Annotated in this window: 19 protein-coding genes, 1 tRNA gene and 1 pseudogene; 16 read left to right on the top strand and 5 right to left on the bottom strand. The window is 33.0% G+C overall.

All coding sequences use genetic code 11. The features are described from left to right. Positions 1-58: 58 nt before the first annotated feature. Together pyrC and rne are read right to left on the bottom strand one after the other, a co-directional pair. Complete coding sequence (gene pyrC / locus BCI_RS02185) at positions 59-1,123, bottom strand: dihydroorotase (protein ID WP_041574896.1); 1,065 nt, start codon at positions 1,121-1,123, stop codon at positions 59-61. Positions 1,124-1,691: 568 nt separating this feature from the next. Further along, positions 1,692-3,275 (bottom strand): annotated as a pseudogene (gene rne, locus BCI_RS02180) (ribonuclease E); the annotation flags it as partial. A 520-nt stretch (positions 3,276-3,795) separates the two neighbouring features. Here rne and rluC point away from each other — a divergent pair. The 15 genes from rluC (at position 3,796) to lolE (ending at position 16,125) form a co-directional block, all read left to right on the top strand. Then, on the top strand, positions 3,796-4,764 hold the full coding sequence (rluC, locus tag BCI_RS02175; protein ID WP_011520613.1) for a 23S rRNA pseudouridine(955/2504/2580) synthase RluC: 969 nt from the start codon (positions 3,796-3,798) through the stop codon (positions 4,762-4,764). A gap of 142 nt (positions 4,765-4,906) precedes the next feature. Continuing rightward, the gene (gene rpmF, locus BCI_RS02170; RefSeq protein WP_011520612.1) at positions 4,907-5,077 is read left to right on the top strand and encodes a 50S ribosomal protein L32; all 171 of its coding nucleotides are present in this window, start codon (positions 4,907-4,909) and stop codon (positions 5,075-5,077) included. 404 nt (positions 5,078-5,481) lie between these two features. Further along, complete coding sequence (locus BCI_RS02165) at positions 5,482-6,435, top strand: beta-ketoacyl-ACP synthase III (RefSeq protein ID WP_011520610.1); 954 nt, start codon at positions 5,482-5,484, stop codon at positions 6,433-6,435. Between the two features lie 19 nt (positions 6,436-6,454). Next, positions 6,455-7,417, top strand: coding sequence for an ACP S-malonyltransferase (fabD, locus tag BCI_RS02160; RefSeq protein ID WP_011520609.1), 963 nt, complete (start codon positions 6,455-6,457; stop codon positions 7,415-7,417). Continuing rightward, positions 7,401-8,135 carry a 3-oxoacyl-ACP reductase FabG gene (gene fabG / locus BCI_RS02155; protein WP_011520608.1) on the top strand — a complete coding sequence of 245 codons (735 nt, stop codon included), beginning with the start codon at positions 7,401-7,403 and terminating at the stop codon, positions 8,133-8,135. The genes fabD and fabG overlap by 17 nt, the downstream gene beginning before the upstream one ends. A 155-nt stretch (positions 8,136-8,290) precedes the next feature. After that, the gene (gene acpP / locus BCI_RS02150; protein WP_011520607.1) at positions 8,291-8,524 is read left to right on the top strand and encodes an acyl carrier protein; all 234 of its coding nucleotides are present in this window, start codon (positions 8,291-8,293) and stop codon (positions 8,522-8,524) included. Between the two features lie 100 nt (positions 8,525-8,624). Next, positions 8,625-9,428: an aminodeoxychorismate lyase gene (pabC, locus tag BCI_RS02145; RefSeq protein ID WP_011520606.1), complete on the top strand. Its 804-nt coding sequence runs from the start codon at positions 8,625-8,627 to the stop codon at positions 9,426-9,428. A gap of 54 nt (positions 9,429-9,482) precedes the next feature. After that, complete coding sequence (gene tmk / locus BCI_RS02140; RefSeq protein ID WP_011520605.1) at positions 9,483-10,121, top strand: dTMP kinase; 639 nt, start codon at positions 9,483-9,485, stop codon at positions 10,119-10,121. A gap of 2 nt (positions 10,122-10,123) precedes the next feature. Continuing rightward, entirely contained in the window at positions 10,124-11,122 is a 999-nt protein-coding gene (locus BCI_RS02135; RefSeq protein ID WP_011520604.1) for a DNA polymerase III subunit delta' C-terminal domain-containing protein, read from the top strand. 44 nt (positions 11,123-11,166) lie between these two features. Next, positions 11,167-11,967 (top strand): YchF/TatD family DNA exonuclease, encoded by an 801-nt coding sequence (locus tag BCI_RS02130; RefSeq protein WP_011520603.1) that lies wholly within the window; start codon positions 11,167-11,169, stop codon positions 11,965-11,967. After that, on the top strand, positions 11,964-12,329 hold the full coding sequence (locus BCI_RS02125; protein ID WP_011520602.1) for an HIT domain-containing protein: 366 nt from the start codon (positions 11,964-11,966) through the stop codon (positions 12,327-12,329). Before BCI_RS02130 ends, BCI_RS02125 begins: the two co-directional genes overlap by 4 nt. Positions 12,330-12,343: 14 nt before the next feature. Further along, positions 12,344-12,877 (top strand): hypothetical protein, encoded by a 534-nt coding sequence (locus tag BCI_RS02120; RefSeq protein ID WP_011520601.1) that lies wholly within the window; start codon positions 12,344-12,346, stop codon positions 12,875-12,877. 107 nt (positions 12,878-12,984) lie between these two features. Then, positions 12,985-14,178 (top strand): lipoprotein-releasing ABC transporter permease subunit LolC, encoded by a 1,194-nt coding sequence (gene lolC / locus BCI_RS02115; RefSeq protein WP_011520600.1) that lies wholly within the window; start codon positions 12,985-12,987, stop codon positions 14,176-14,178. Continuing rightward, the gene (gene lolD / locus BCI_RS02110) at positions 14,171-14,881 is read left to right on the top strand and encodes a lipoprotein-releasing ABC transporter ATP-binding protein LolD (RefSeq protein ID WP_011520599.1); all 711 of its coding nucleotides are present in this window, start codon (positions 14,171-14,173) and stop codon (positions 14,879-14,881) included. Before lolC ends, lolD begins: the two co-directional genes overlap by 8 nt. Next, complete coding sequence (gene lolE / locus BCI_RS02105; RefSeq protein WP_011520598.1) at positions 14,878-16,125, top strand: lipoprotein-releasing ABC transporter permease subunit LolE; 1,248 nt, start codon at positions 14,878-14,880, stop codon at positions 16,123-16,125. Before lolD ends, lolE begins: the two co-directional genes overlap by 4 nt. Before the next feature lie 35 nt (positions 16,126-16,160). On the opposite strand, the gene purB is transcribed toward lolE, so the two are convergent. The 3 genes from purB to BCI_RS02090 form a co-directional block, all read right to left on the bottom strand. Beyond that, entirely contained in the window at positions 16,161-17,552 is a 1,392-nt protein-coding gene (gene purB, locus BCI_RS02100; RefSeq protein ID WP_011520597.1) for an adenylosuccinate lyase, read from the bottom strand. Between the two features lie 326 nt (positions 17,553-17,878). Beyond that, positions 17,879-18,985, bottom strand: coding sequence for a tRNA 2-thiouridine(34) synthase MnmA (gene mnmA / locus BCI_RS02095; protein WP_011520596.1), 1,107 nt, complete (start codon positions 18,983-18,985; stop codon positions 17,879-17,881). A 153-nt stretch (positions 18,986-19,138) separates the two neighbouring features. After that, a tRNA-Asn gene (locus tag BCI_RS02090) sits at positions 19,139-19,211 on the bottom strand. Positions 19,212-19,817: 606 nt separating this feature from the next. Between BCI_RS02090 and fumC the strand changes: the two genes are divergently transcribed. After that, positions 19,818-21,209: a class II fumarate hydratase gene (fumC, locus tag BCI_RS02085; RefSeq protein ID WP_011520595.1), complete on the top strand. Its 1,392-nt coding sequence runs from the start codon at positions 19,818-19,820 to the stop codon at positions 21,207-21,209. The last annotated feature ends 13 nt before the right edge of the window (positions 21,210-21,222 follow it).

Below are 21,222 nucleotides of genomic sequence, written 5' to 3'. Positions count from 1 at the left end.
CATTAAGAGTAAATTATTCACATTTGATAATTTATCTTATCAACTAATCACTATATCTTTAATCACTTACGGTCCAGTGTAATCGTTGTTTGACCAAAGCTGATAAAATCTGTTCTCCATTCTCTAAAGAAATAATCTCTGTTTGTGAATCATATTCACGGCGAAGAAAGATGAAATCTTCATTAATAGGTAATCCATAAAAATGTGGTCCATTTATAGAACAAAAATTTTCGAAATAATTGAATGCATTTAACTCTTCAAAAACAGTAGCATAAGCAGGTAATGCAATAGGTGCACTAAATACACCAGCACAACCACAATATGATTCTTTAGTATTACGTGTATGTGGTGCTGTATCTGTACCTAAAAAAAAACGATTACAACCGCTAGTTATTGCCGCACGTAATGCCTTTTGGTGACTACTACGTTTAAGAATAGGTAAGCAATAAAGGTGTGGGTGAATTCCATCTACGAGCATATGGTTACGGTTAAAAATTAAATGCTGTGGTGTAATAGTAGCTCCAAGATATCTATCTCCTGCTAGGATATAGTCCACTGCTTCTTTAGTTGTAATATGTTCAAAAACGATTTTTAATGCTGGAAATATACGACGAAGAGGCTCAAGTATCTGATCAATAAATACAGCTTCACGATCAAAAATATCAATTTCAGGATTAGTAACTTCGCCATGAACCAACAATGGCATACCGATATCTTGCATAGTCGATAATAGAGGATAAATAGTAGTAATATTCGTCACTCCATGTTGCGTATTAGTTGTTGCATAAGCTGGATAAAGTTTAGCCGCAGTAAAAATCTTTTGTCGGTAACCTTCAATTAATTCCCAATTTTTCGATGATTCAGTTATATAACAAGTCATTAAAGGTTTAAATTGATGCTTATTAGGCAGTTGAGTTGCTATATCAATGATGCGTTTGCGATAGGCTTTAGCTTGATTAATAGTAGTAACTGGTGGTATAATATTTGGCATAATAATTGCGCGACCAAAATAACGGCTAGTATATGGTAGTACTGTACGTAACATATCATTATCACGTAAATGAACATGCCAATCATCTGGTCTACGAATTTTTATTAATATAGGTTGTTGTAGTTTTTTCATAAAATAATATTGAATTACATGAGAAGACATGTACTACAGTTTTGATGTTACCATTGTAGTGATCTCTTGTAGTAATCTCTATACTCTATAAGAGATTGCTGCAGAACATTTACTAATTTGCCACGTTAGGATTATTACATATAAAAACTGTAATCTTTCAAGGTAATAGTTAACGAAATTGGTAATATTTGCTATAATAGTTCGATTTATCTATATCACCTAATTAGATATAGGTAATACAATTAAAATTCTGTACTAAATATAAATTTAGAGTATTTTTGTTATAAAGTTATTGAACAGCCTTTGAAGTTATTAGCTAATTTAATCTCTTCTGTGCTGCTCACGATTTTCTATATTTAACTAAAGTGAAAGAATTTTGGTGATTTTAGTATGCAAAATAAAATATGCCTTTTATTAGATGAGATAGTATTTCGTTATATTTTGGTTCGAAAAGAAATTCGATACTAGCTAAAGACCGTAAACTAGATATAATTTGAATAACCACATCACTCATAGTTGCAATAATGAGCTTAGTATTTTGGTGTGGTAATTGTAACTTATCTTGTTTAGCTAGATAAGGCTTATCGGAACTTTTTCGTTCATTAGGGATATCTTCAGCTAAGTTCATTTTAGCTGTACAGTATAGTTTTGGTAATAAATAACTGAGTGTGGTGGCTTTTTCACCCTTACGTCTTCGTAGAACAATATAATGTGGAGTTTGCATTTGATCATTAGGCACAATAACTGCACGCACTCCACCTTGGCGCTTTTCAATAGCATTAATAGCATCACGTTTTTCATTAAGTAAATAAGAAGCAATGGGTACAGGTACTATTGCATGTACTTCATGCGTGTTGTCTTTTAGGGTTTCTTCTTCAATTACACGTAAGATAGAAAGTGATAGTGATTCGTTATCACGAATCGTACCTGTACCACCGCAACGTGGGCATAAATGATGACTAGAATCACGTAACGATGAACTTAGACGTTGGCGAGAAAGTTCTAATAGACCAAAACGGGATATTCGTCCTATCTGAATACGAGCTCTATCTTGACGTACAGCATCACGTAAGCAATTTTCTACTAAGCGTTGATGACGTATCGGTGTCATATCAATAAAGTCTATAACTATTAAACCAGCTAGATCTCGCAAACGTAATTGACGAGCTATTTCTTCTACTGCTTCTAGGTTAGTATTAAAGGCAGTTTCTTCGATATCACTACCGCGTGTTGAACGTGCTGAATTAATATCTATTGCCGTTAGTGCCTCAGTAGTATCAATAACTATTGAACCACCAGAAGGTAAACGTACTTCACGCTGAAAAGCAGACTCAATCTGTGATTCTATCTGGTAGTGGCTAAAAAGTGGAGTTTCCCCATTATAGAACTTAATTTTGCTAGTAAAGTCTGGTCGTCCTAACAAGGTAATATGTTTTTTAGCTAAATCCAAAATGTTAGAGTTATCTATGAGAATTTCACCAATATCAGGCCGAAGATAATCACGAAAAGCACGTACAAGAACATTACTCTCCTGATGAATTAAAAATGGTGCTGGACGACTGTTCGCTATTTTTTTGATAGCCTGCCAATGCTGAAGACGAAATGATAAATCCCACTGTAATGCTTCAGCTGACTTACCTATCCCTGCTGTACGAATAATTAGACCCATACCTTCTGGTAATTCTAGTAACGATAGTGCTTCCTTAAGCTCATTCCTAGATTCTCCTTCAATACGACGCGAAATTCCTCCTGCACGAGGGTTATTCGGCATCAAAACAAGATAACTTCCTGCTAAGCTAATAAAAGTAGTAAGTGCAGCGCCTTTATTACCTCGTTCTTCTTTATCTATTTGTACAATAATTTCTTGTCCTTCACGTAGTACGTCTTTAATATTTAGCTTATTAGTAGAGTTAGGTGGAAAATATTCCCGAGAAATTTCCTTAAATGGTAAGAAACCATGACGCTCAGCACCATGATCAACAAAAGCAGCTTCAAGACTTTGTTCAATTCTAGTAATAATACCCTTATATATATTAGCTTTTTTCTGTTCATGTCCTAAACTTTCAATATCTAGGTCATATAATTTTTGACCATCTACTAAAGCGATACGCAACTCTTCATGTTGAGTTGCATTGATTAACATTCTTTTCATCATAGCTTACTCATTGATTATGTATTAGCATCAGAGCGGCAAGCAAACGAAATGCATAGCTAGCCTTGTCATCACTAATAGCTCTGTAACTTTATTTACTTGACACAAAGCCAGCCATGAACCAACCTTAATGATTATTACGGTAGTTTGTAAAATATTAAATACTATTTACAGAGGGTGGAATGCGTATTATTTTAACTATAATTGCCTGTTGCGGTTAGATTCATCATTACTTCTGATACCATTGCTGTGTTTTAGTTTGATCAAGTATATTCACATTGTTTCTAACAAATACTATTATTTCATTGCTGATATGCACATAGCAAGACGACTTTAGCTATTAATAATTAGAAGTTTTGACTATCGCATAAATAATTATATTTACGAATAAATACTAATTTTTGTTTTCTGATGATTAATTAATAATTATTGATAATAATAACCTAAGTAATCTAGTAGTTACTTACATTAGTTAGTTAAAATTAGTTAGCAATAAATTGGATGATAATAATCAATTTATATGAAAGAACATAATTCTCAGATATCTTTTATTAGTATATCTATACATGAAGCAGGTCAAAGAATTGATAATTTCTTACGTACTAAACTTAAGGGAGTACCTAAAAGTTTAATTTATCGTATTATACGTAAAGGAGAGGTTCGCATTAATAAGAAAAGAATTAAACCTCAATATAAACTACAAAGTGGCGATCAGATACGCCTTCCTCCGGTGTGGAGGAATAACATTACTCAGCTATTTTCTCCCCAACTAAAAAAAGTAGCAGTTCTGGCTGATACTATCTTATACGAAGATGATTATATATTAGTCTTAAATAAGCCTGCAGGAACTGCAGTACATGGTGGTTATAAATTAAGCTTTGGCGTTATAGAAGGATTACGTGCACTATGGCCATTCGCTAAATTTTTAGAGCTAATACATAGATTAGACCGTGATACCTCCGGAGCTTTACTTGTAGCAAAAAAACGTTCCGCGTTACGTTTGATGCATGAACAATTACGCATGAAAAATATCAACAAACATTATCTCGCACTAGTACGAGGTCAGTGGGAATCGGATACTGTTGTAGAGGTACCATTAATGAAAAAAATTCAATCTAATGGTAAACACATAGTACAAGTTAGTAGTGACGGTAAAATGTCAAAGACCTTTTTTAAGATTGAAGAAAATTTCACAATAGCAACATTAGTTAATGCTAGCCCTATTACTGGCCGTACCCACCAAATACGAGTACATAGCCAATATGCTGGTCATCCAATAGCATTTGACGATCGTTATGGTGATAATGAATTTGATCAGCAACTTAAAAAGTGTGGTTTAAGTAGATTATTTTTGCATGCAGTAGCACTTAGCTTTAAACATCCTATCAGTGGTGAAATATTACGTATTGAAGCCCCATTAGACGAATCTTTACTTAATTGTCTACTTTATCTACGTACTTACCACAATATTAGTCATCACCTAAATTAGATATATTCAATCATATCATATTATATATATGATAAAAAATAATGCTTTTATTTATTTTGTTTGCTGTTGTAACAATAATGAACAATATATATAGTTAAAATTTTAGATTAGTAACATTTCAATAAAAAAGGAGTTAAGTATTATGGCAGTACAACAAAATAAACCATCTCGTTCTAAAAGAGGTATGCGACGTGCTCATGATGCACTCAAAACTTCTACCATATCGGTAGATAAAACTTCTGGTAAAACTCATCTACGTCACCATATTACGACCGATGGTTTTTATCGAGGATATAAAATACTTAAAAAGTAATTGCTAGCGTAAATAATTGCTAATTATATTAAAGGTAATTTAATGAAAAATTAATTATCATCTTTCTGGATATAATCTAGTAAATGTAAGATTCCTCAAATGCTGCTTTTTTAGTTATTTTAACTATAGGCACCAGGTTAGATAACTTGCTTAAGCGAACTTAAGTATCATTAGTAATGATATGATATTTTTTTAGAGATATTAGCTGCAATTTTTAGAAATTTTAATATCTATAGCTCTATCTAATAGATAGTTTTCATGTAAAAATAAAGCTAATTAAAAATAAACTAATATCTATGCAAAGCATAATATACGTTAAAGTAAAAAGTAATAAACATTCATTAATAGTAATAAGCATTAAAACTACTCATACGATATGACCAAAGAATAATTTTGTTACACATATGTATACAAAAATATTAGGTACTGGTAGTTATTTACCAACGCAAATACGGTCTAATACGGACCTAGCAAATATGGTAGATACCTCAGATGAATGGATTATAGCCCGTACAGGTATCCGTGAACGTCGCATCGCCAGTGCTAATGAAACGGTATTTAGCATGGGATCTTCTGCCGCAGAACAAGCATTACATATGGCTGGTATCTCCGCAAATAAAGTAGGTATGATTATAGTAGCTACTACTTCATCTAGTCATGCTTTTCCTAGTTCTGCCTGTCAAATTCAGCGTGATTTAGGTATTATGGACTGCGTTGCTTTTGATTTAGCGGCTGCTTGTGCGGGATTTCCTTATGCTCTAAGTATTGTAGATCAATATATTAAGAATGGTGTAATAGAGTATGCATTAGTTATTGGTTCTGACGTACTAAGTAATACACCAGCACCAGATGATCGAAGTACGCTGATTTTATTTGGAGATGGTGCCGGAGCTGTGTTAGTTGGTTGTTCGGAACAGCCTGGTATTCTTTCCACTCACTTACATGCAGATGGAAGTTATAGTGATCTATTAACCTTACCTTATTATAATCGTTTTAATCCAACGGCTGATATTTATCTTAAGATGTCAGGTAATGAAGTTTTTAAAATAGCTGTCACTAAATTAGCTCATCTTGTTGATGAAACTATGAGTATTAACCATCTCTCTAGCAAAGAGATAGATTGGTTAGTACCGCATCAAGCTAACTTACGTATTATTTCTGCTACAGCAAAACTTTTAGGTATGAAAATGAATAAAGTCATAGTGACTCTTGACAAACATGGAAATACCTCTGCAGCATCAATACCATTAGCATTAGATGAAGCGGTTCGTGATGGCAGGATTAAAACAGATCAATTACTCTTATTAGAAGCATTTGGAGGTGGTTTGACTTGGGGATCAGCACTATTACGTTTTTAGTAAATTAGGGATAATAAAAGTGACTAAATTAGCTATGATCTTTCCCGGACAAGGCTCCCAAAGAGTTGGGATGTTAAAATCAATAGCCGTAAGATATCCTAAAGATGTTAGGTCAATTTTTACACAAGCTTCAGCTATTTTAAATTATGATTTATTACGGTTAATCGAATATGGTCCAGCTGAAGAACTAAATAAAACTTGGTTAACACAGCCAGCATTATTAACTACATCAGTAGTTATCTGGCGCATTTGGCAACGACTTGGTGGAACTATGCCAATATTTATGGCTGGTCATAGCCTAGGTGAGTATTCTGCGTTAGTATGTGCAGGGGTAATAAATTTTTTGGATGCTGTTAAATTAGTAGCTTTACGTGGTACGTTAATGCAAAAAGCAGTTCCTGTTGGTATAGGTGCAATGTTTGCGATTATTGGGTTAGACACCAATGCTATTTTAGCTGCTTGTACACAGGCGGCACAGGGACAAATAGTGTCACCAGCCAATTTTAATGCTCCTGGACAAGTAGTAATCTCTGGTCATAAAGAAGCAGTAGAACGAGCTACTATTCTTTGTCAAGCCGCCGGTGCTAAACATACAAAAAGGCTAATTGTAAGCGTACCATCACATTGTGAATTAATGAAGCCTGCAGCAAAACAATTAGCACAAGCACTAGAACAAGTAGAATTTTCTATTCCACAGATTCCTGTAGTAAATAATGTTGACGTATATACTACTACTAATCCAATTATCATCCGTCAAGCACTAGTACGTCAATTATATAGTCCAGTGCGCTGGACTGAAACAATTGAGTATCTTTATGCACAGGGCGTTGAACAATTATTCGAAATAGGACCTAGTAAAATTTTAACTAGATTAACTAAAAAGATAATTAATAATTTATCTTGTAATGCGGTATACGACCATACTTCGCTGGCTACGGTAATCAAAGAACAAGTTGGAGAAAGTAATGAGCCTAAAAAATAAAATTGCATTAGTTACAGGCGCTAGCCGTGGTATTGGTCGAGCTATTGCTGAGATGCTTGCAGAGCAACAAGCTATAGTGATTGGAACAGCAACTAGTGAAAATGGAGTTAATAAGATTAACTCATATTTAGGTAAAAGTGGTAAAGGTATGAAATTAAATGTTTCTGACATAGTTTCAATTGAGGCTTTTTTAAAGCTAATGCGTGCAGAATTTGGTGATGCAGATATATTAGTAAATAATGCTGGTATTACCCGTGATAATTTAATTATACGAATGAAAGAAGATGAATGGCAATCAGTTTTAGATACTAATCTAACTGCTGTATTCCGCCTGTCTAAAATTGCTATAAGAGCAATGCTTAAAAAGCATTATGGTAGAATTATTAGTATCGGATCTGTTATAGGTGCTATAGGTAACATAGGACAAGCAAATTACGCCGCAGCTAAGGCCGGATTAATTGGCTTAAGTAAATCGCTAGCTCGTGAAGTAGCATCACGTGGTATTACGGTAAATATTGTTGCACCCGGTTTTATTGCGACAGAGATGACAGAAAACTTGACAGATAAACATCGTGTAGGAATTTTATCTCAAATTCCTGCTAACCGCCTTGGTTATCCAAAAGAAATAGCTAATGCAGTAGCTTTTTTTGCCTCTGATGAGGCATCATACATTACCGGCGAAACAATACATGTCAATGGAGGCATGTATATGCTATAAATCTTACAATAACTATTTGCATATTTACCATAACGTAAAATTGCTTACATTATTAAGCTATTCAACTGGAATTTTAGGCATATCTTTTTCAACATTTTATACATAACAAAAACCATCGTGGAAGTAATTTTTGTTTTTATAGGAAATTAATAAGTATGAGCACTATCGAAGAACGCGTTAAGATTATTATATCCGAACAACTAGGAGTTAAGAAAGAAGAAGTAGTAAATACAGCTTCTTTTGTTGATGATCTAGGTGCTGACTCTCTTGATACTGTTGAGTTAGTAATGGCGCTGGAAGAAGAGTTTAATACTGAAATTCCGGACGAAGAAGCAGAAAAAATTACCACTGTTCAAGCAGCAATTGATTTCATTCAATCAAGTAGGTAATAAATTAGCAAGTAATAACTTTAACTTAGGCGGTAACTCAATCGCCTAAGTTATATAATGCTAAATTAATCTAGTTTCATAAAACTAACAAGCATAATTTATGTTCTGGATAAATGGAAAACTAATACCGCAATTAAAGATGCTTAACCGCGCCTGTCAGTTTGGTGATGGTTTTTTTACTACTGCTCGATTGTTAGCAGGACAGATATCTTTTTTAGCATTACATCTAGAACGTATGCAGTTAGCTGCTAAACGTTTGTTGTTTACTCAGCTAGATATTGAAGCAATACGCAAAAATATGCTTATAGCAGCTGCTACTGGTGGTGACGGATTTATTAAAGTTATCATTAGTAGAGGTATTAGTAACCGTGGCTATAGCTTTAATAGTTGTAGTGATCCAGTATGTATTATTGAGCGTGGAAGTAGACCAAATTATTATGATATATGGCATAGAAATGGTTTACGTCTTACCATAAATCCAGTACGTCTATCACGTAATCCTTTACTTGCAGGAATTAAGCATCTCAACCGGCTAGAACAGGTGTTAATAAAAGCTTATTTAGAACGTGAGGAAGGAGATGAAGCAATAGTTCTAGATACTGACGAAAATATAGTAGAATGTTGTAGTGCTAATATATTCTGGCGGTATGGTAAAAAAGTTTTTACTCCTGCTCTTAATTATGCAGGAGTTGCTGGTATTATGCGTCAACAAATATTGGCTTTATTACCTCAATTTGGTTATTCATGCGAAGAAGTTATTACCGGTATATCTACACTGGAACAAGCAGATGAAATCATTATTACTAATGCTTTACTACCTATAGCACCAGTTAACTCTATCGGTTCATATAATTATGATAACCGAACACTATTTAACTTTCTTTGTCCTTATTGTCAATGTTAACGAAAAGTAATGTTAACGAAAAGTATGGTTTATTGATCTATTTATTATGTAAAAATGAAAAGCAAATTTATTGTTATTGAAGGGCTAGAAGGGGCTGGTAAAACTAGCGTAATTCAACAAATCATAACTATCTTACATAGTAATGGTATTCATAATATAATTTCTACGCGTGATCCTGGTGGTACTCCATTAGCAGAAACAATACGTGATATTATAAAAAAAGGTATGAATGGAGAGTACATAACCGACTATACTGAACTATTATTATTATATGCCGCACGTACACAATTAGTAGCACAGGTTATTAAACCTGCTCTTATGAGTGGGACATGGGTTATTAGTGATAGATATGATCTATCTTCTCAAGCTTATCAAGGAGGAGGACGAGGTATAGATATACGTTTATTACAAAATTTACGAGATGCAGCATTAGGAAAATTTTATCCAGATTTAACTATTTATCTTGATTTACCTCCATCAAAATGTCGAGCAAGAATACGTGCACGTGGTATCCCTCTAGATAGAATTGAAATGGAATCTCTTTCATTCTTCCAACGTACTAGCATACGTTACCGCGAACTAGTTGCTAATGATTCTAGGATAATTACTATAGATGCTCAACAATCTATAGCAGAGTTAAATGCTACTATCCGTAATAATATCGAACGATGGCTTAAAAGCCAACAAAAATAGAAATGATATTATATCCTTGGTTACAATTAACTTATATTAATATTTTGAAACAGTTCCAGCAAGGAACTGGACATCATGCACTCTTAATTTGTAGTAATAAAGGTAACGGCAGGGGTTTATTATTTCAATATTTAAGTAATTGGTTGATGTGTATTAAACCAAAAGGAATAATACCATGTGGTCAGTGTAATAACTGTCATTTGATTAAAGCTGGTACTCATCCAAATTTTTATCAATTAGAAGAAAACAAACAACAGAGTATTAGTATAGATACTATTCGTATTCTTATTGATAGCTTATATATTAGCGCCAGTATGGGCGGAGCTAAGGTAGTACAGTTATCTAATATTGAATTATTAACAAAACAGGGAACAAATGCACTGCTTAAAATTATTGAAGAACCACCAGAAAAAACTTATTTTTTACTTGGTTGCCTAAAGTCATCAAATTTATTACCTACTTTACTAAGCCGTTGTTTATTTATACATCTAGCTTCACCAAATGAAACGATAGGCTTAAACTGGTTACAGCAACAGCAGCAAAAAGAAGCTTATCCTCTTTTAGCCACTCGTGCTGCATTGCGCTTATGTAGTGGTGCTCCTTTAGCTGCGCAAGCTCTGCTACAACCATTGTACTGGAATAAGCGGATTGCTTTATGCATAGCGATAAAAGAAGCATTAGATTATAATGATTTTTTAGTTTTACTACCGTTACTTGAGAAAGGTAATAATGACCAATTATCTTGGTTACTAACTTTATTAATTGATGCTATTAAATGGCATCAAGGAGCATTAGATTGTTTAGTTAATCTAGATCAGCAAAATTTAATTGCTGCATTTGCAGTACGTTGGAATATAAAGATGTTACATTGTCAAGTGCAGCAATGGTCAAACTGTTATAAGTTATTAGTTAATGTTAATAATATTAATCGTAGATTATTATTTACTTACCAATTACTAAATTGGGAAGGGAATATTGTTCATTCTGATCTGATATTTTAACCTATTGTAGTTGCTAATTATTCGCCTAACCATATAAGGAAAGTATGTTTTTAATTGATTCTCATTGTCATCTTGATCAACTGAATTACAATAGCTTACATCGTAATGTTACGGACGTTATAGAAAAAGCAAAAAAACGTGATGTACGTCTTATTTTAGCAGTATGTACCATGTTATCTAATTTTGATCAAATGAAGGCATTAATTGGTAGTCGTAATGATGTTTTATTTGCATGTGGCATTCATCCCTTGAACCTTGATAAAAACGATTGCTATTTAGAACAACTACGTTGTATAGCAGCAAGAAAAGATGTAGTTGCTTTAGGAGAAACGGGACTAGATTATTCTAATATTCAACAAAATACGAAAAAAGAACAACAAAAAGTATTCCTAGAACATATTTCTATTGGTAACGATCAGAAAAAACCAATTATTGTTCATACACGTAATGCAATTGATGATACAATTGCTCTTTTACGAGAAGGAAAAGCAGATCAGTGTAGCGGAATTTTACATTGTTTTACCGAAGATCGTAAAATAGCTAAAAATATACTAGATATAGGTTTTTACATTTCTTTCTCTGGCATTGTTACATTTCGTAATGCTGAAATGTTACGTGATACGGTACGATTTGTACCTCTAAATCGTCTACTTATAGAAACGGATTCTCCATATTTAACACCAGTACCTTACCGTGGTAAAGAGAATCAACCAGCTTATGTACATGAGATTGCCGAATATATAGCCACCTTGAAAAATATTAACTTAGAGAAGTTAGCGGCTGTTACTACTGCGAATTTTTGTCAATTATTTAACTTAAAATTAAACAATCTAATTGTATCATGATTCAAGAAACTATTTTTAGTAAAATTATACGTCGTGAGATCTACGCTGATATTTTATATCAGGATGAACTAATTACTGCTTTTCGCGACATTAGTCCTCAAGCACCAATTCATGTGCTTTTAGTTACTAATAAGCTAATACCAACTATTAACGATGTCACAGATCAAGATGAAAAGATGTTAGGTAGACTATTTATAGTAGCTACTAAAATAGCTAAACAACAGAATATTAGTGACGATGGATATCGTCTGATTGTTAATTGTAACCGTCATGGAGGACAAGAAATTAAACATTTACATATGCACTTACTTGGAGGTAGACCATTAGGAACCTTAGTCTATTCAAAATTAAGAACAATATAATTGTTATATTTTCTTTGATAATAATAGCAACATTACTAAATAGTTGTTATATTCATACTCCGCAAGATTTCGGATTTAATGAGCGGCTACCACTACCTCCAAAAATTGAATTATTACCAATGGGACCAAAACTAAGTTCTATTGACTGGGAAGTAAGTTTTTATCCATTAATTAAACAAATGAGATTAATTAATGAAGTAAAAGAAGATAGCATACTATTAGTTAATTTTATTAAAAATGATACTAATAGTATTTTACAGTCTGATCAAGTTACTGCTAAGCTTAGTAGCTTAGTTAATAAATGCAGTAATTTTCGGGTGGTAAAAGCAGAAGTAATTCAAAGTGCACGTGTGCAATTAGGACTATCAGATAAAGACTGTTTAGAATCACRTAATAAAGCAATTGAATTAGCTAGATATCTAAATGCACAATATATACTCTATTGCAGAGTAAGTGGTAATATTAAACAGCCTAATTTAGAGATACAGTTAATGCGTATACCATCTGGAGAAATAGTATGGTCATGTCAGGGTATTGCCCATAAATAACTAACATAGCAAATAAGTTATTTAGATTTAATTAACTAAATTAATATTTACGATAACTAATCGACTAGTTAGCAAAACACCAATTTATTTAGATTATAAAATAATCAATGTATCAACCTTTAGCATTATATATTGGTCTGCGTTATATGTGCAGACAAGTATCAAATGGACGTTTTATCTCCTTACTGTCTACAATCGGTATTATATTAGGTGTTATGGCATTAGTAACTATATTATCGATTATGAATGGCTTTGAGCGAGTACTAGAAAATAATGTTCTGCGTTTTATTCCTCAAGCGCTGTTAACAACTAAGAATGGTTGTTTAAATCCGTTATCTGCTCCGTTCTTTMTTAAAGAAGATATACTAAAAGATAAAGGAGTAATAGGCATTGCACCTTTTACTACCGGAGATGTTATTTTACAGAGTCCTAATAGTTTTGCTATGGGAATTATACTTGGGATTAATTCTAGTGATTCTGAACCTTTAGCCAACTATTTAGTAGATACACACATAAGCCAGCTATCTCCCGGTAAGTATCATATTATTCTTGGTCAGAAGTTAGCAGATAAGCTGGGTGTAAAATATAACGATAAAATACGCATAATTGTGCCTTCGGTTAGTCAATTTACTCCTCTTGGTCGTATCCCTAGTCAACGTTTATTTACTGTAATAGGTACATATATTACTAATAGTGAAGTTGATCAATATCAAATACTAGTAAATCAGCAAGATGCTTCGCATCTTATGCATTATCCGTCCGGTTATGTTACAGGTTGGCGTCTATGGTTACAGCAACCTCTAAAAGTAGACAGTATTAGCAAAATACAGTGCTTACCGAATGAGTTAATCTGGAAAGATTGGCGTGAACGTAAGAGCGAATTATTTCATGCTATACATATGGAAAAAAATATTATGGGTTTACTACTCAGCTTAATTGTAGTAGTAGCCGCATTTAATATTCTGACTTCTTTATGCATGATAGTAAGAGAAAAGAAAAGCGAAGTAGCTATTTTTGCTACACAGGGACTACAATTTTACCAAATTATGCCAGTATTTATGATTCAGGGAGTTAGTGCAGGGATTATTGGAGCACTTGTAGGTGCTATTTTAGGAGTATTATTAGCAAATACACTAAATTATTTTCCATTATTTCATAATAATACATTACCAATTAATATTGAACCTTTACAGATAGTAACTATTATAATACTAACTACAGTATTAGCATGGCTATCTACTATTTACCCTTCTTGGTGTGCCGTAACAAAAAATGTAGTTGAGTTACTACGCGATGAATAATACACCTTTATTAAAATGTTGCCAACTCAGTAAAAGCTATCAAGAAGGAGAATTTTCTTCTTGTGTGTTACTAAATGTGAATTTAACTATACACACAGGAGATATGATAGCAATTATTGGACCTTCTGGCTCAGGAAAAAGTACGCTATTGCATTTACTAGGAGGATTAGATACACCAACATCTGGTGATATCCTTTTTGAAGGAAAGTTACTTAAAACATTATCCTCAGCAGCTTGTGCTAAATTACGTAATCAACGATTAGGTTTTATATATCAATTTCACCACCTATTATCAGACTTCACTGCTTTAGAAAATGTTGCAATGCCGAGAATGATAAGAGGAGAAAAAGCAAAGGTTGCACAAATAGCTGCACTTAAAATGTTAACTATGGTAGGTTTAGAAAAACGTAGTCATCAGAAACCTTCTGAACTATCTGGTGGTGAGCGTCAACGTGTAGCTGTTGCTCGAGCTCTAGTAAATAATCCATCTCTTGTTCTGGCCGATGAACCTACTGGTAATCTAGATAAGCGTAATGCAAATATGATTTTTGAATTAATTAGATCAATTAACGGCAAACATGGTACTGCTTTCATTGTTGTTACACATGATTTACGTCTAGCTCAAAGTTTACCCCGTCAATTTGAAATGCAAGAAGGAGTACTTATGCCATATGGTAGCCCTTTATTGAGCTCCAATCAATGAGAATACCTTTATCATTACAGATTGCATTGCGTTTTCACCGTAAACAGCAAAACCGAAAAGGCATGGTATCTATCATTGCTATGATTTCTACTATTAGTATATCACTAGGTGTTATGGTACTAATTATTGTACTAAGTGTCATTAATGGTTTTGAGCGTGAATTAAATCAGCGCATACTAGCGGTAGTAGCCCACGGAGAAATTGAACCAGTTAATCCTCCTTTTGATAATTGGTTAACATTGATCAAGTCCATAGAACAAATGCCTGGAATTATTGCCGCAACACCTTATATTCATTTTAATAGCATAATTGAATCTGCCGAAAAACAACAAGTTATTCAGGTCAAAGCCGTAGATCCTGAACAAGAAAAAAGATTAAGCTCATTACCAAATTTTATGTTAAATAATGCTTGGCATAATTTTGTTGCTCATAAACAACAAATAATTCTTGGAAAAGGTATAGCTACAACCCTACATGTTAAACCAGGTGACTGGCTGACAATGGTTATCTCACATGCAGATGTGGATATCAATAGACTACAATTTAAGCGTATAAGATTGCAAGTAAGCGGTATTTTTGCGCTGAGCAGTCAAATAGATAATCACTTTGCTTTAATACCATTAGCTGATGCCCAAGAATATCTTAATAAAGGTGATGACATAGATGGTATTGCTATGAAGGTAAATGATATTTATCATGCTAATCAAATCATACGGTATGTTGGTAAAAATATTAATCGCTCTGTTTTCATCCGTAGTTGGATTGAAACGTACGGTTACATGTATAGAGATATCAATATGATGCGTTCTATAATCTGTCTTGCTATGATCTTAGTCATCGGAGTAGCTTGTTTTAACATTGTGTCTACTTTAACAATAGTAGTAAAAGATAAACGTGCCGAAATAGCTATTTTACGCACCCTAGGTACTAAAGAAAGTTTTGTGTATGCAATTTTTATCTGGTATGGTTTACTTGTGGGATTACTTGGTGGTCTACTTGGTGCTACTATCGGTGTAGTGATAGCTACATATTTAACAACATTAGCAAAATTCATTGAACAATTACTCGATTTATCATTATTATCTAGTAATGTTTATTTTATTAATTTTATCCCTACTGAATTATCATGGACCAATGTTATTGGGGTTTTAGGTGCTGCTATGTTACTCAGTTTAGTAGCTAGTTGGTATCCAGCGCAACGCGCTAGTAAGATTAACCCAGTAACTATTCTCAAGGAGAAATAGGATAGTTCTTCTTGAGAAGAACTAAACTAATTTAGTTAGCATAGTTTATCAATTAACGTAATAACTTCATTAACTAATGAAGTTGCATAGCCTATATAATTAGTTGGATTCATGGCTTTTAGTTGAGACCTAATTTCATTAGGCAATGGTAAACTATCAATAAATTCTTGTAGTTCAGCTGCGGTAACATGCTTACCATGAGTAAAAGTATGAAGCTGTTCATAAGGCTGATCAATACCATAACGACGCATTATAGTTTGGATTGGCTCTGCAAGTATTTGCCAATTTAAATTTAAATCATCTAATAGACAATTCTTATTGACCTTAAGTTTATTAATTCCTGTTAAAGTTGCATCATACGCAATTAAACTATAGCTCAGGTTAACACCTAAATTACGTAACACTGTAGAATTAGTTAAATCACGTTGCCAGCGTGATATTGGTAACTTAGAAGATAAATGGCTACTAATTGCATTAGCAAGGCCTAAATTACCTTCTGATTTCTCAAAGTCAATAGGATTTACTTTATGCGGCATCGTAGAAGAGCCAATCTCTCCAACGAGAGTTGTTTGGCTAAAATAATTTAGGCTAATATAGCCCCATATATCTCGGTTAAAATCAATAAGTATTGTATTAAAACGTGCTATACAGTTTAATAATTCAGCAATATAGTCATGAGGTTCAATTTGTGTAGTATATGGATTCCATTGGATACCAAGTTCTGTAACGAACTTTTTGCTTAAATTATGCCAATTTACTTCTGGATAAGCGGCTATATGGGCGTTATAATTACCTACAGAACCATTAATTTTACCAAGAATTTCTACTTTTTCTAATTGATTATACTGTCGTACCAGACGATAGGCTATATTAGCCATTTCTTTGCCTAAAGTTGATGGAGTTGCTGGCTGTCCATGAGTACGTGATAGTATAGGTATATCTCGATAGTTTATTGCTAGTTTTTTAACTGCATGAATCACTTTCTGCCAAATAGGCAGTATTACTTCCTTACGAGCAGTAGCAAGCATTAGAGCATAAGATAAATTATTAATATCTTCTGATGTACAAGCAAAATGAAAAAATTCGCTAGCTTTTTGTAAAATAGGTAATGTTACTGCTTTTTCTTTTAGAAAATATTCAATGGCTTTAACATCATGGTTAGTCGTACGTTCAATAGTCTTAATACGATCAGCATCTTCTAAACTAAAATTGTTTATTATAGCATCAAGATAAGCATTTGTCTTATCATCAAATGAGGCTATTTCTTTAATATTAGCGCAAGAAGCTAGTTTTTGTAGCCAACGTACTTCTACTTGGACACGAAATTTTAGTAAGGCAAATTCACTAAAAATTGCCCGTAATAAGTTTACTTTATCACTGTAACGACCGTCTATAGGAGAAATAGCGGTTAAAGAACATAATTCCATTTTTATCTATTTCCGATATTATTTTATATGCGCTAATAGCCGTAAATTTAACATAAACTATAGTTTACTACCTTCTATTTAGATAGAATAGCAATATCTATTGCTACTAATAAAATTATATATAATATATTTAATTATAATATAACGATATTGCTTAACTATTGACGTGCCATTACAGTAAAGACTGATAACTTATTTCTTGATTAAATATCAAGTATAGCTCTTAGGATAGTTGATTTATATTGAAGAATAAAGAAAACTGAAGTAGTTTAAATTTAGGATATAACTATTTTGGTGTACTGTCTAGTAGGTGATAAAAGCTAAAATTAGCTCCCTAATGGTTTTCTTATCTCTATAGTACCTCCACCTATACATTGTTCTGCTAGATAAAATACTGCAGACTGGCCAGGTGTTACTGCTGCTACTGGATAATCAAAGTCTACTTGTAACTGATTATTAGCGATTGGTTTGATTAAACAACCTATATCAGATTGTCGATAGCGTGTTTTAACGGTACATCGAAGTGGTGTACTTAAAGTAGTACGATCAACCCAGTATAATTTGGAGGCAATGAGACCATTAGACATAAGACGTGGATGATTATGTCCTTGGGCAATTATTAATAAATTATGATTGATATCTTTATCTACTACATACCAAGGATCTTGACTACCATTTTTAGTACCACCAATACCTAGTTTTTTACGTTGACCAAGAGTATAATACATTAAACCTTGATGATAGCCGATATATTCATTATCAACTGTGATAATTGCTCCTGGTTTAGCTGAAATATAACGACTAAGTAAATCACTTAATTTACGTTTGCCAATAAAACAAATACCAGTAGAGTCTTTTTTAGATGCAGTTACTAATCCTTGTTTTGCTGCTATTTCTCGTACTCTGAGTTTATTTAGTTTGCCTAATGGGAAAAAGCAGCGGGCCATCTGTTGGTATCCAATGGTATAAAGGAAGTAACTTTGATCTTTTTGATTATCTAATCCTCTTAGTAACCTACTTTTTCCATTAATGTCCTTACGAATTACATAATGTCCGGTAGCGATATAATCAGCACCGAGATTTTGTGTTGCAAAATCTAAGAAAACTTTAAACTTAATATTTTTATTACATAGTATATCTGGATTAGGAGTACGTCCAACCTGATATTCTGCTAGAAAATATTCAAATACATTATCCCAATACTCTGCTGCAAAGTTTACCTTATGCAATATAATACCTAATTGATTACAGACAGCTTGTGCATCCGCTAGATCTTTAGCAACCGTGCAATATTGTTCATGATCATCTTCTTCCCAATTTTTCATAAATAGACCTTCTACTGTATAACCTTGTTGTAGTAATAACAAAGCAGATACAGAAGAATCAACACCACCTGACATACCGACAATAACTTTTTTATTAATAATGTTCATCATTATCTATATCTATTTAGACTTATGAATCTAGTAATCTACCTAATTCACAATTCATCTTATTATTATCTGACACAGACTAATCTAATATTTTTTTCTGGAAACTTGAAGAAAGTTATCTGTTATAAGATAACCGTACAATGTTTTTTGGGGCTCCTCTGACTGGACTCGAACCAGTGACATACGGATTAACAGTCCGCCGTTCTACCAACTGAACTACAGAGGAATTATTAGATAATAATATATTATCTCTTAACCCAGAGCAATATAAAAACGTGAGTTAATCCGCTTTTTATTAGCTAAATATGCGTTGAGCAATTAAATTTTCATTAGTAGCTAGTTATATTTAGATTTAACATTGCAGGTTTAATGTTAGCCGAGATATTTGAACTACAAATCGTTAAGTCTCACTTATTAGACATTATTTATCATAAAAGTAGTTAGCCACTAAAATAATATTTTAGATGAAGATAAAGATTATAAGTATTATATCATAATGTAAAATTATGTCATTATTTTCGCTCATATCATATGATAGGTAGTAGTTGCAGTACCGTAAATAGTCATAGATTAATACGCTCAATACCAAGTAATTATAACATATAGTAATATCATTTACTTCTGCAGAGTTAATTAAAGGCAATTGAGTAAGCAATCTACAATAATATGATTTATTCAAGAAAAAATTCTACTATTCTTAGATAAGTATAAACTAATATTATTAGTTCTTAGTAATAAATTATTAGAGAATAATAGATTAGTAACCATTACAATTGCTAATTTATTGATAGATAAAATAATCGCAAACAAAGCACAAAGAGAATAAATCAGTATGAATGATATACGTATAGAAATAGACTCTATGGGGGCAATTGAGGTCCCCGCAGTAAAGCTTTGGGGAGCACAAACTCAGCGTTCACTACAATTTTTTCAGATTTCTTCTGAAAAAATACCGCAAGAAGTAATTTATGCTTTAGCTCAAATAAAACTAGTTACTGCTATGGTTAATTCTCAACTTGGATTACTCAAGAAACAATATGCTAATGCTATTATTCAAGCAGCAGACGAAGTTCTAGCTGGTAAACATGATAATGAATTTCCTCTAGTGATTTGGCAGACCGGTTCTGGTACTCAAAGTAACATGAATATGAACGAAGTCCTAGCTAATAGAGCTAGCGAACTATTGGGTGGTAAACGTGGTAAAGCACGACTAATTCATCCTATTGATGATGTCAATAAAAGTCAAAGTTCTAATGATGTTTTTGCTACTGCAATGCATATAGCTGCAGTAGTAACTATATATGAATCTTTAATTCCACAGATTAAAAATTTAAAAAATAGCCTAAGCAAGAAATCTAATAACTTTAGTAAAATTATTAAAGTTGGTCGTACTCATCTTCAAGATGCAATACCACTAACATTAGGTCAAGAAATTTCTGGTTGGGTAACGATGTTAGAACATAGCCTAATACATATAGAAGATAGTATACCACATTTATGTGAACTAGCTCTGGGTGGTACAGCAGTTGGTACTGGTCTCAATACTCATCCTGAGTATGCTGTACGGACAGCCACAATAATTGCTGATTTAACTGGTCATCCATTTGTCACTGCTCCCAACAAGTTTGAATCACTAGCTACCTGCGATGCTTTAGTATATGCACATGGTGCATTAAAAAGCTTAGCCGTATCGCTAATGAAAATAGCAAATGACGTACGTTGGTTATCTTCTGGACCTAGATGTGGCATAGGCGAGATCATAATACCAGAAAATGAACCTGGTAGTTCTATTATGCCAGGTAAAGTTAATCCAACACAATGTGAAGCTATTACTATGCTGTGTTGTCAAGTAATGGGTAATGATGCTGCAATTAATATTGGTGGTGCTTCTGGTCAATTAGAACTAAATGTTTATCGTCCTATGGTTATTTATAATTTTATGCAATCAGTACGCTTATTAACAGATGGTATTAATAGTTTTAATAAAAATTGCGTTATAGGTATAGAACCTAATTATGATCGTATTCAACAGTTATTAAATCAGTCACTTATGCTAGTTACTGCACTTAACATACATATTGGTTATGATAAAGCAGCAGAAATTGCACAAAAAGCTTATAGAGAGAGTATTTCATTGAAACAAGCTGCAATAAAATTAGGTTATCTATCAGAAAAACAATTTGATGAATGGGTACAACCGGAAAATATGATTAGTGCACAATAATCTAAACTGAATA

The sequence above is a fragment of the Baumannia cicadellinicola str. Hc (Homalodisca coagulata) genome, from assembly GCF_000013185.1.
GTDB classification, from domain to species: Bacteria; Pseudomonadota; Gammaproteobacteria; order Enterobacterales; family Enterobacteriaceae; genus Baumannia; species Baumannia cicadellinicola_E.
The sequence above is the reverse complement of the archived record's forward strand: the minus strand, read 5'-3'. Positions and strand labels throughout refer to the sequence as shown.

Excerpts from the sequence above, each read along its gene's own strand:
- rpmF (WP_011520612.1), top strand. The coding sequence starts at position 4,907 with ATGGCAGTACAACAAAATAAACCATCTCGTTCTAAAAGAGGTATGCGA.
- rluC (WP_011520613.1), top strand. The coding sequence starts at position 3,796 with ATGAAAGAACATAATTCTCAGATATCTTTTATTAGTATATCTATACAT.
- purB (WP_011520597.1), bottom strand. The coding sequence starts at position 17,552 with ATGGAATTATGTTCTTTAACCGCTATTTCTCCTATAGACGGTCGTTAC.
- BCI_RS02125 (WP_011520602.1), top strand. The coding sequence starts at position 11,964 with ATGATTCAAGAAACTATTTTTAGTAAAATTATACGTCGTGAGATCTAC.
- fumC (WP_011520595.1), top strand. The coding sequence starts at position 19,818 with ATGAATGATATACGTATAGAAATAGACTCTATGGGGGCAATTGAGGTC.
- BCI_RS02165 (WP_011520610.1), top strand. The coding sequence starts at position 5,482 with ATGTATACAAAAATATTAGGTACTGGTAGTTATTTACCAACGCAAATA.
- fabG (WP_011520608.1), top strand. The coding sequence starts at position 7,401 with ATGAGCCTAAAAAATAAAATTGCATTAGTTACAGGCGCTAGCCGTGGT.
- mnmA (WP_011520596.1), bottom strand. The coding sequence starts at position 18,985 with ATGAACATTATTAATAAAAAAGTTATTGTCGGTATGTCAGGTGGTGTT.
- lolD (WP_011520599.1), top strand. The coding sequence starts at position 14,171 with ATGAATAATACACCTTTATTAAAATGTTGCCAACTCAGTAAAAGCTAT.
- BCI_RS02135 (WP_011520604.1), top strand. The coding sequence starts at position 10,124 with ATGATATTATATCCTTGGTTACAATTAACTTATATTAATATTTTGAAA.
- pyrC (WP_041574896.1), bottom strand. The coding sequence starts at position 1,123 with ATGAAAAAACTACAACAACCTATATTAATAAAAATTCGTAGACCAGAT.
- BCI_RS02130 (WP_011520603.1), top strand. The coding sequence starts at position 11,167 with ATGTTTTTAATTGATTCTCATTGTCATCTTGATCAACTGAATTACAAT.
- tmk (WP_011520605.1), top strand. The coding sequence starts at position 9,483 with ATGAAAAGCAAATTTATTGTTATTGAAGGGCTAGAAGGGGCTGGTAAA.
- acpP (WP_011520607.1), top strand. The coding sequence starts at position 8,291 with ATGAGCACTATCGAAGAACGCGTTAAGATTATTATATCCGAACAACTA.
- lolE (WP_011520598.1), top strand. The coding sequence starts at position 14,878 with ATGAGAATACCTTTATCATTACAGATTGCATTGCGTTTTCACCGTAAA.
- pabC (WP_011520606.1), top strand. The coding sequence starts at position 8,625 with ATGTTCTGGATAAATGGAAAACTAATACCGCAATTAAAGATGCTTAAC.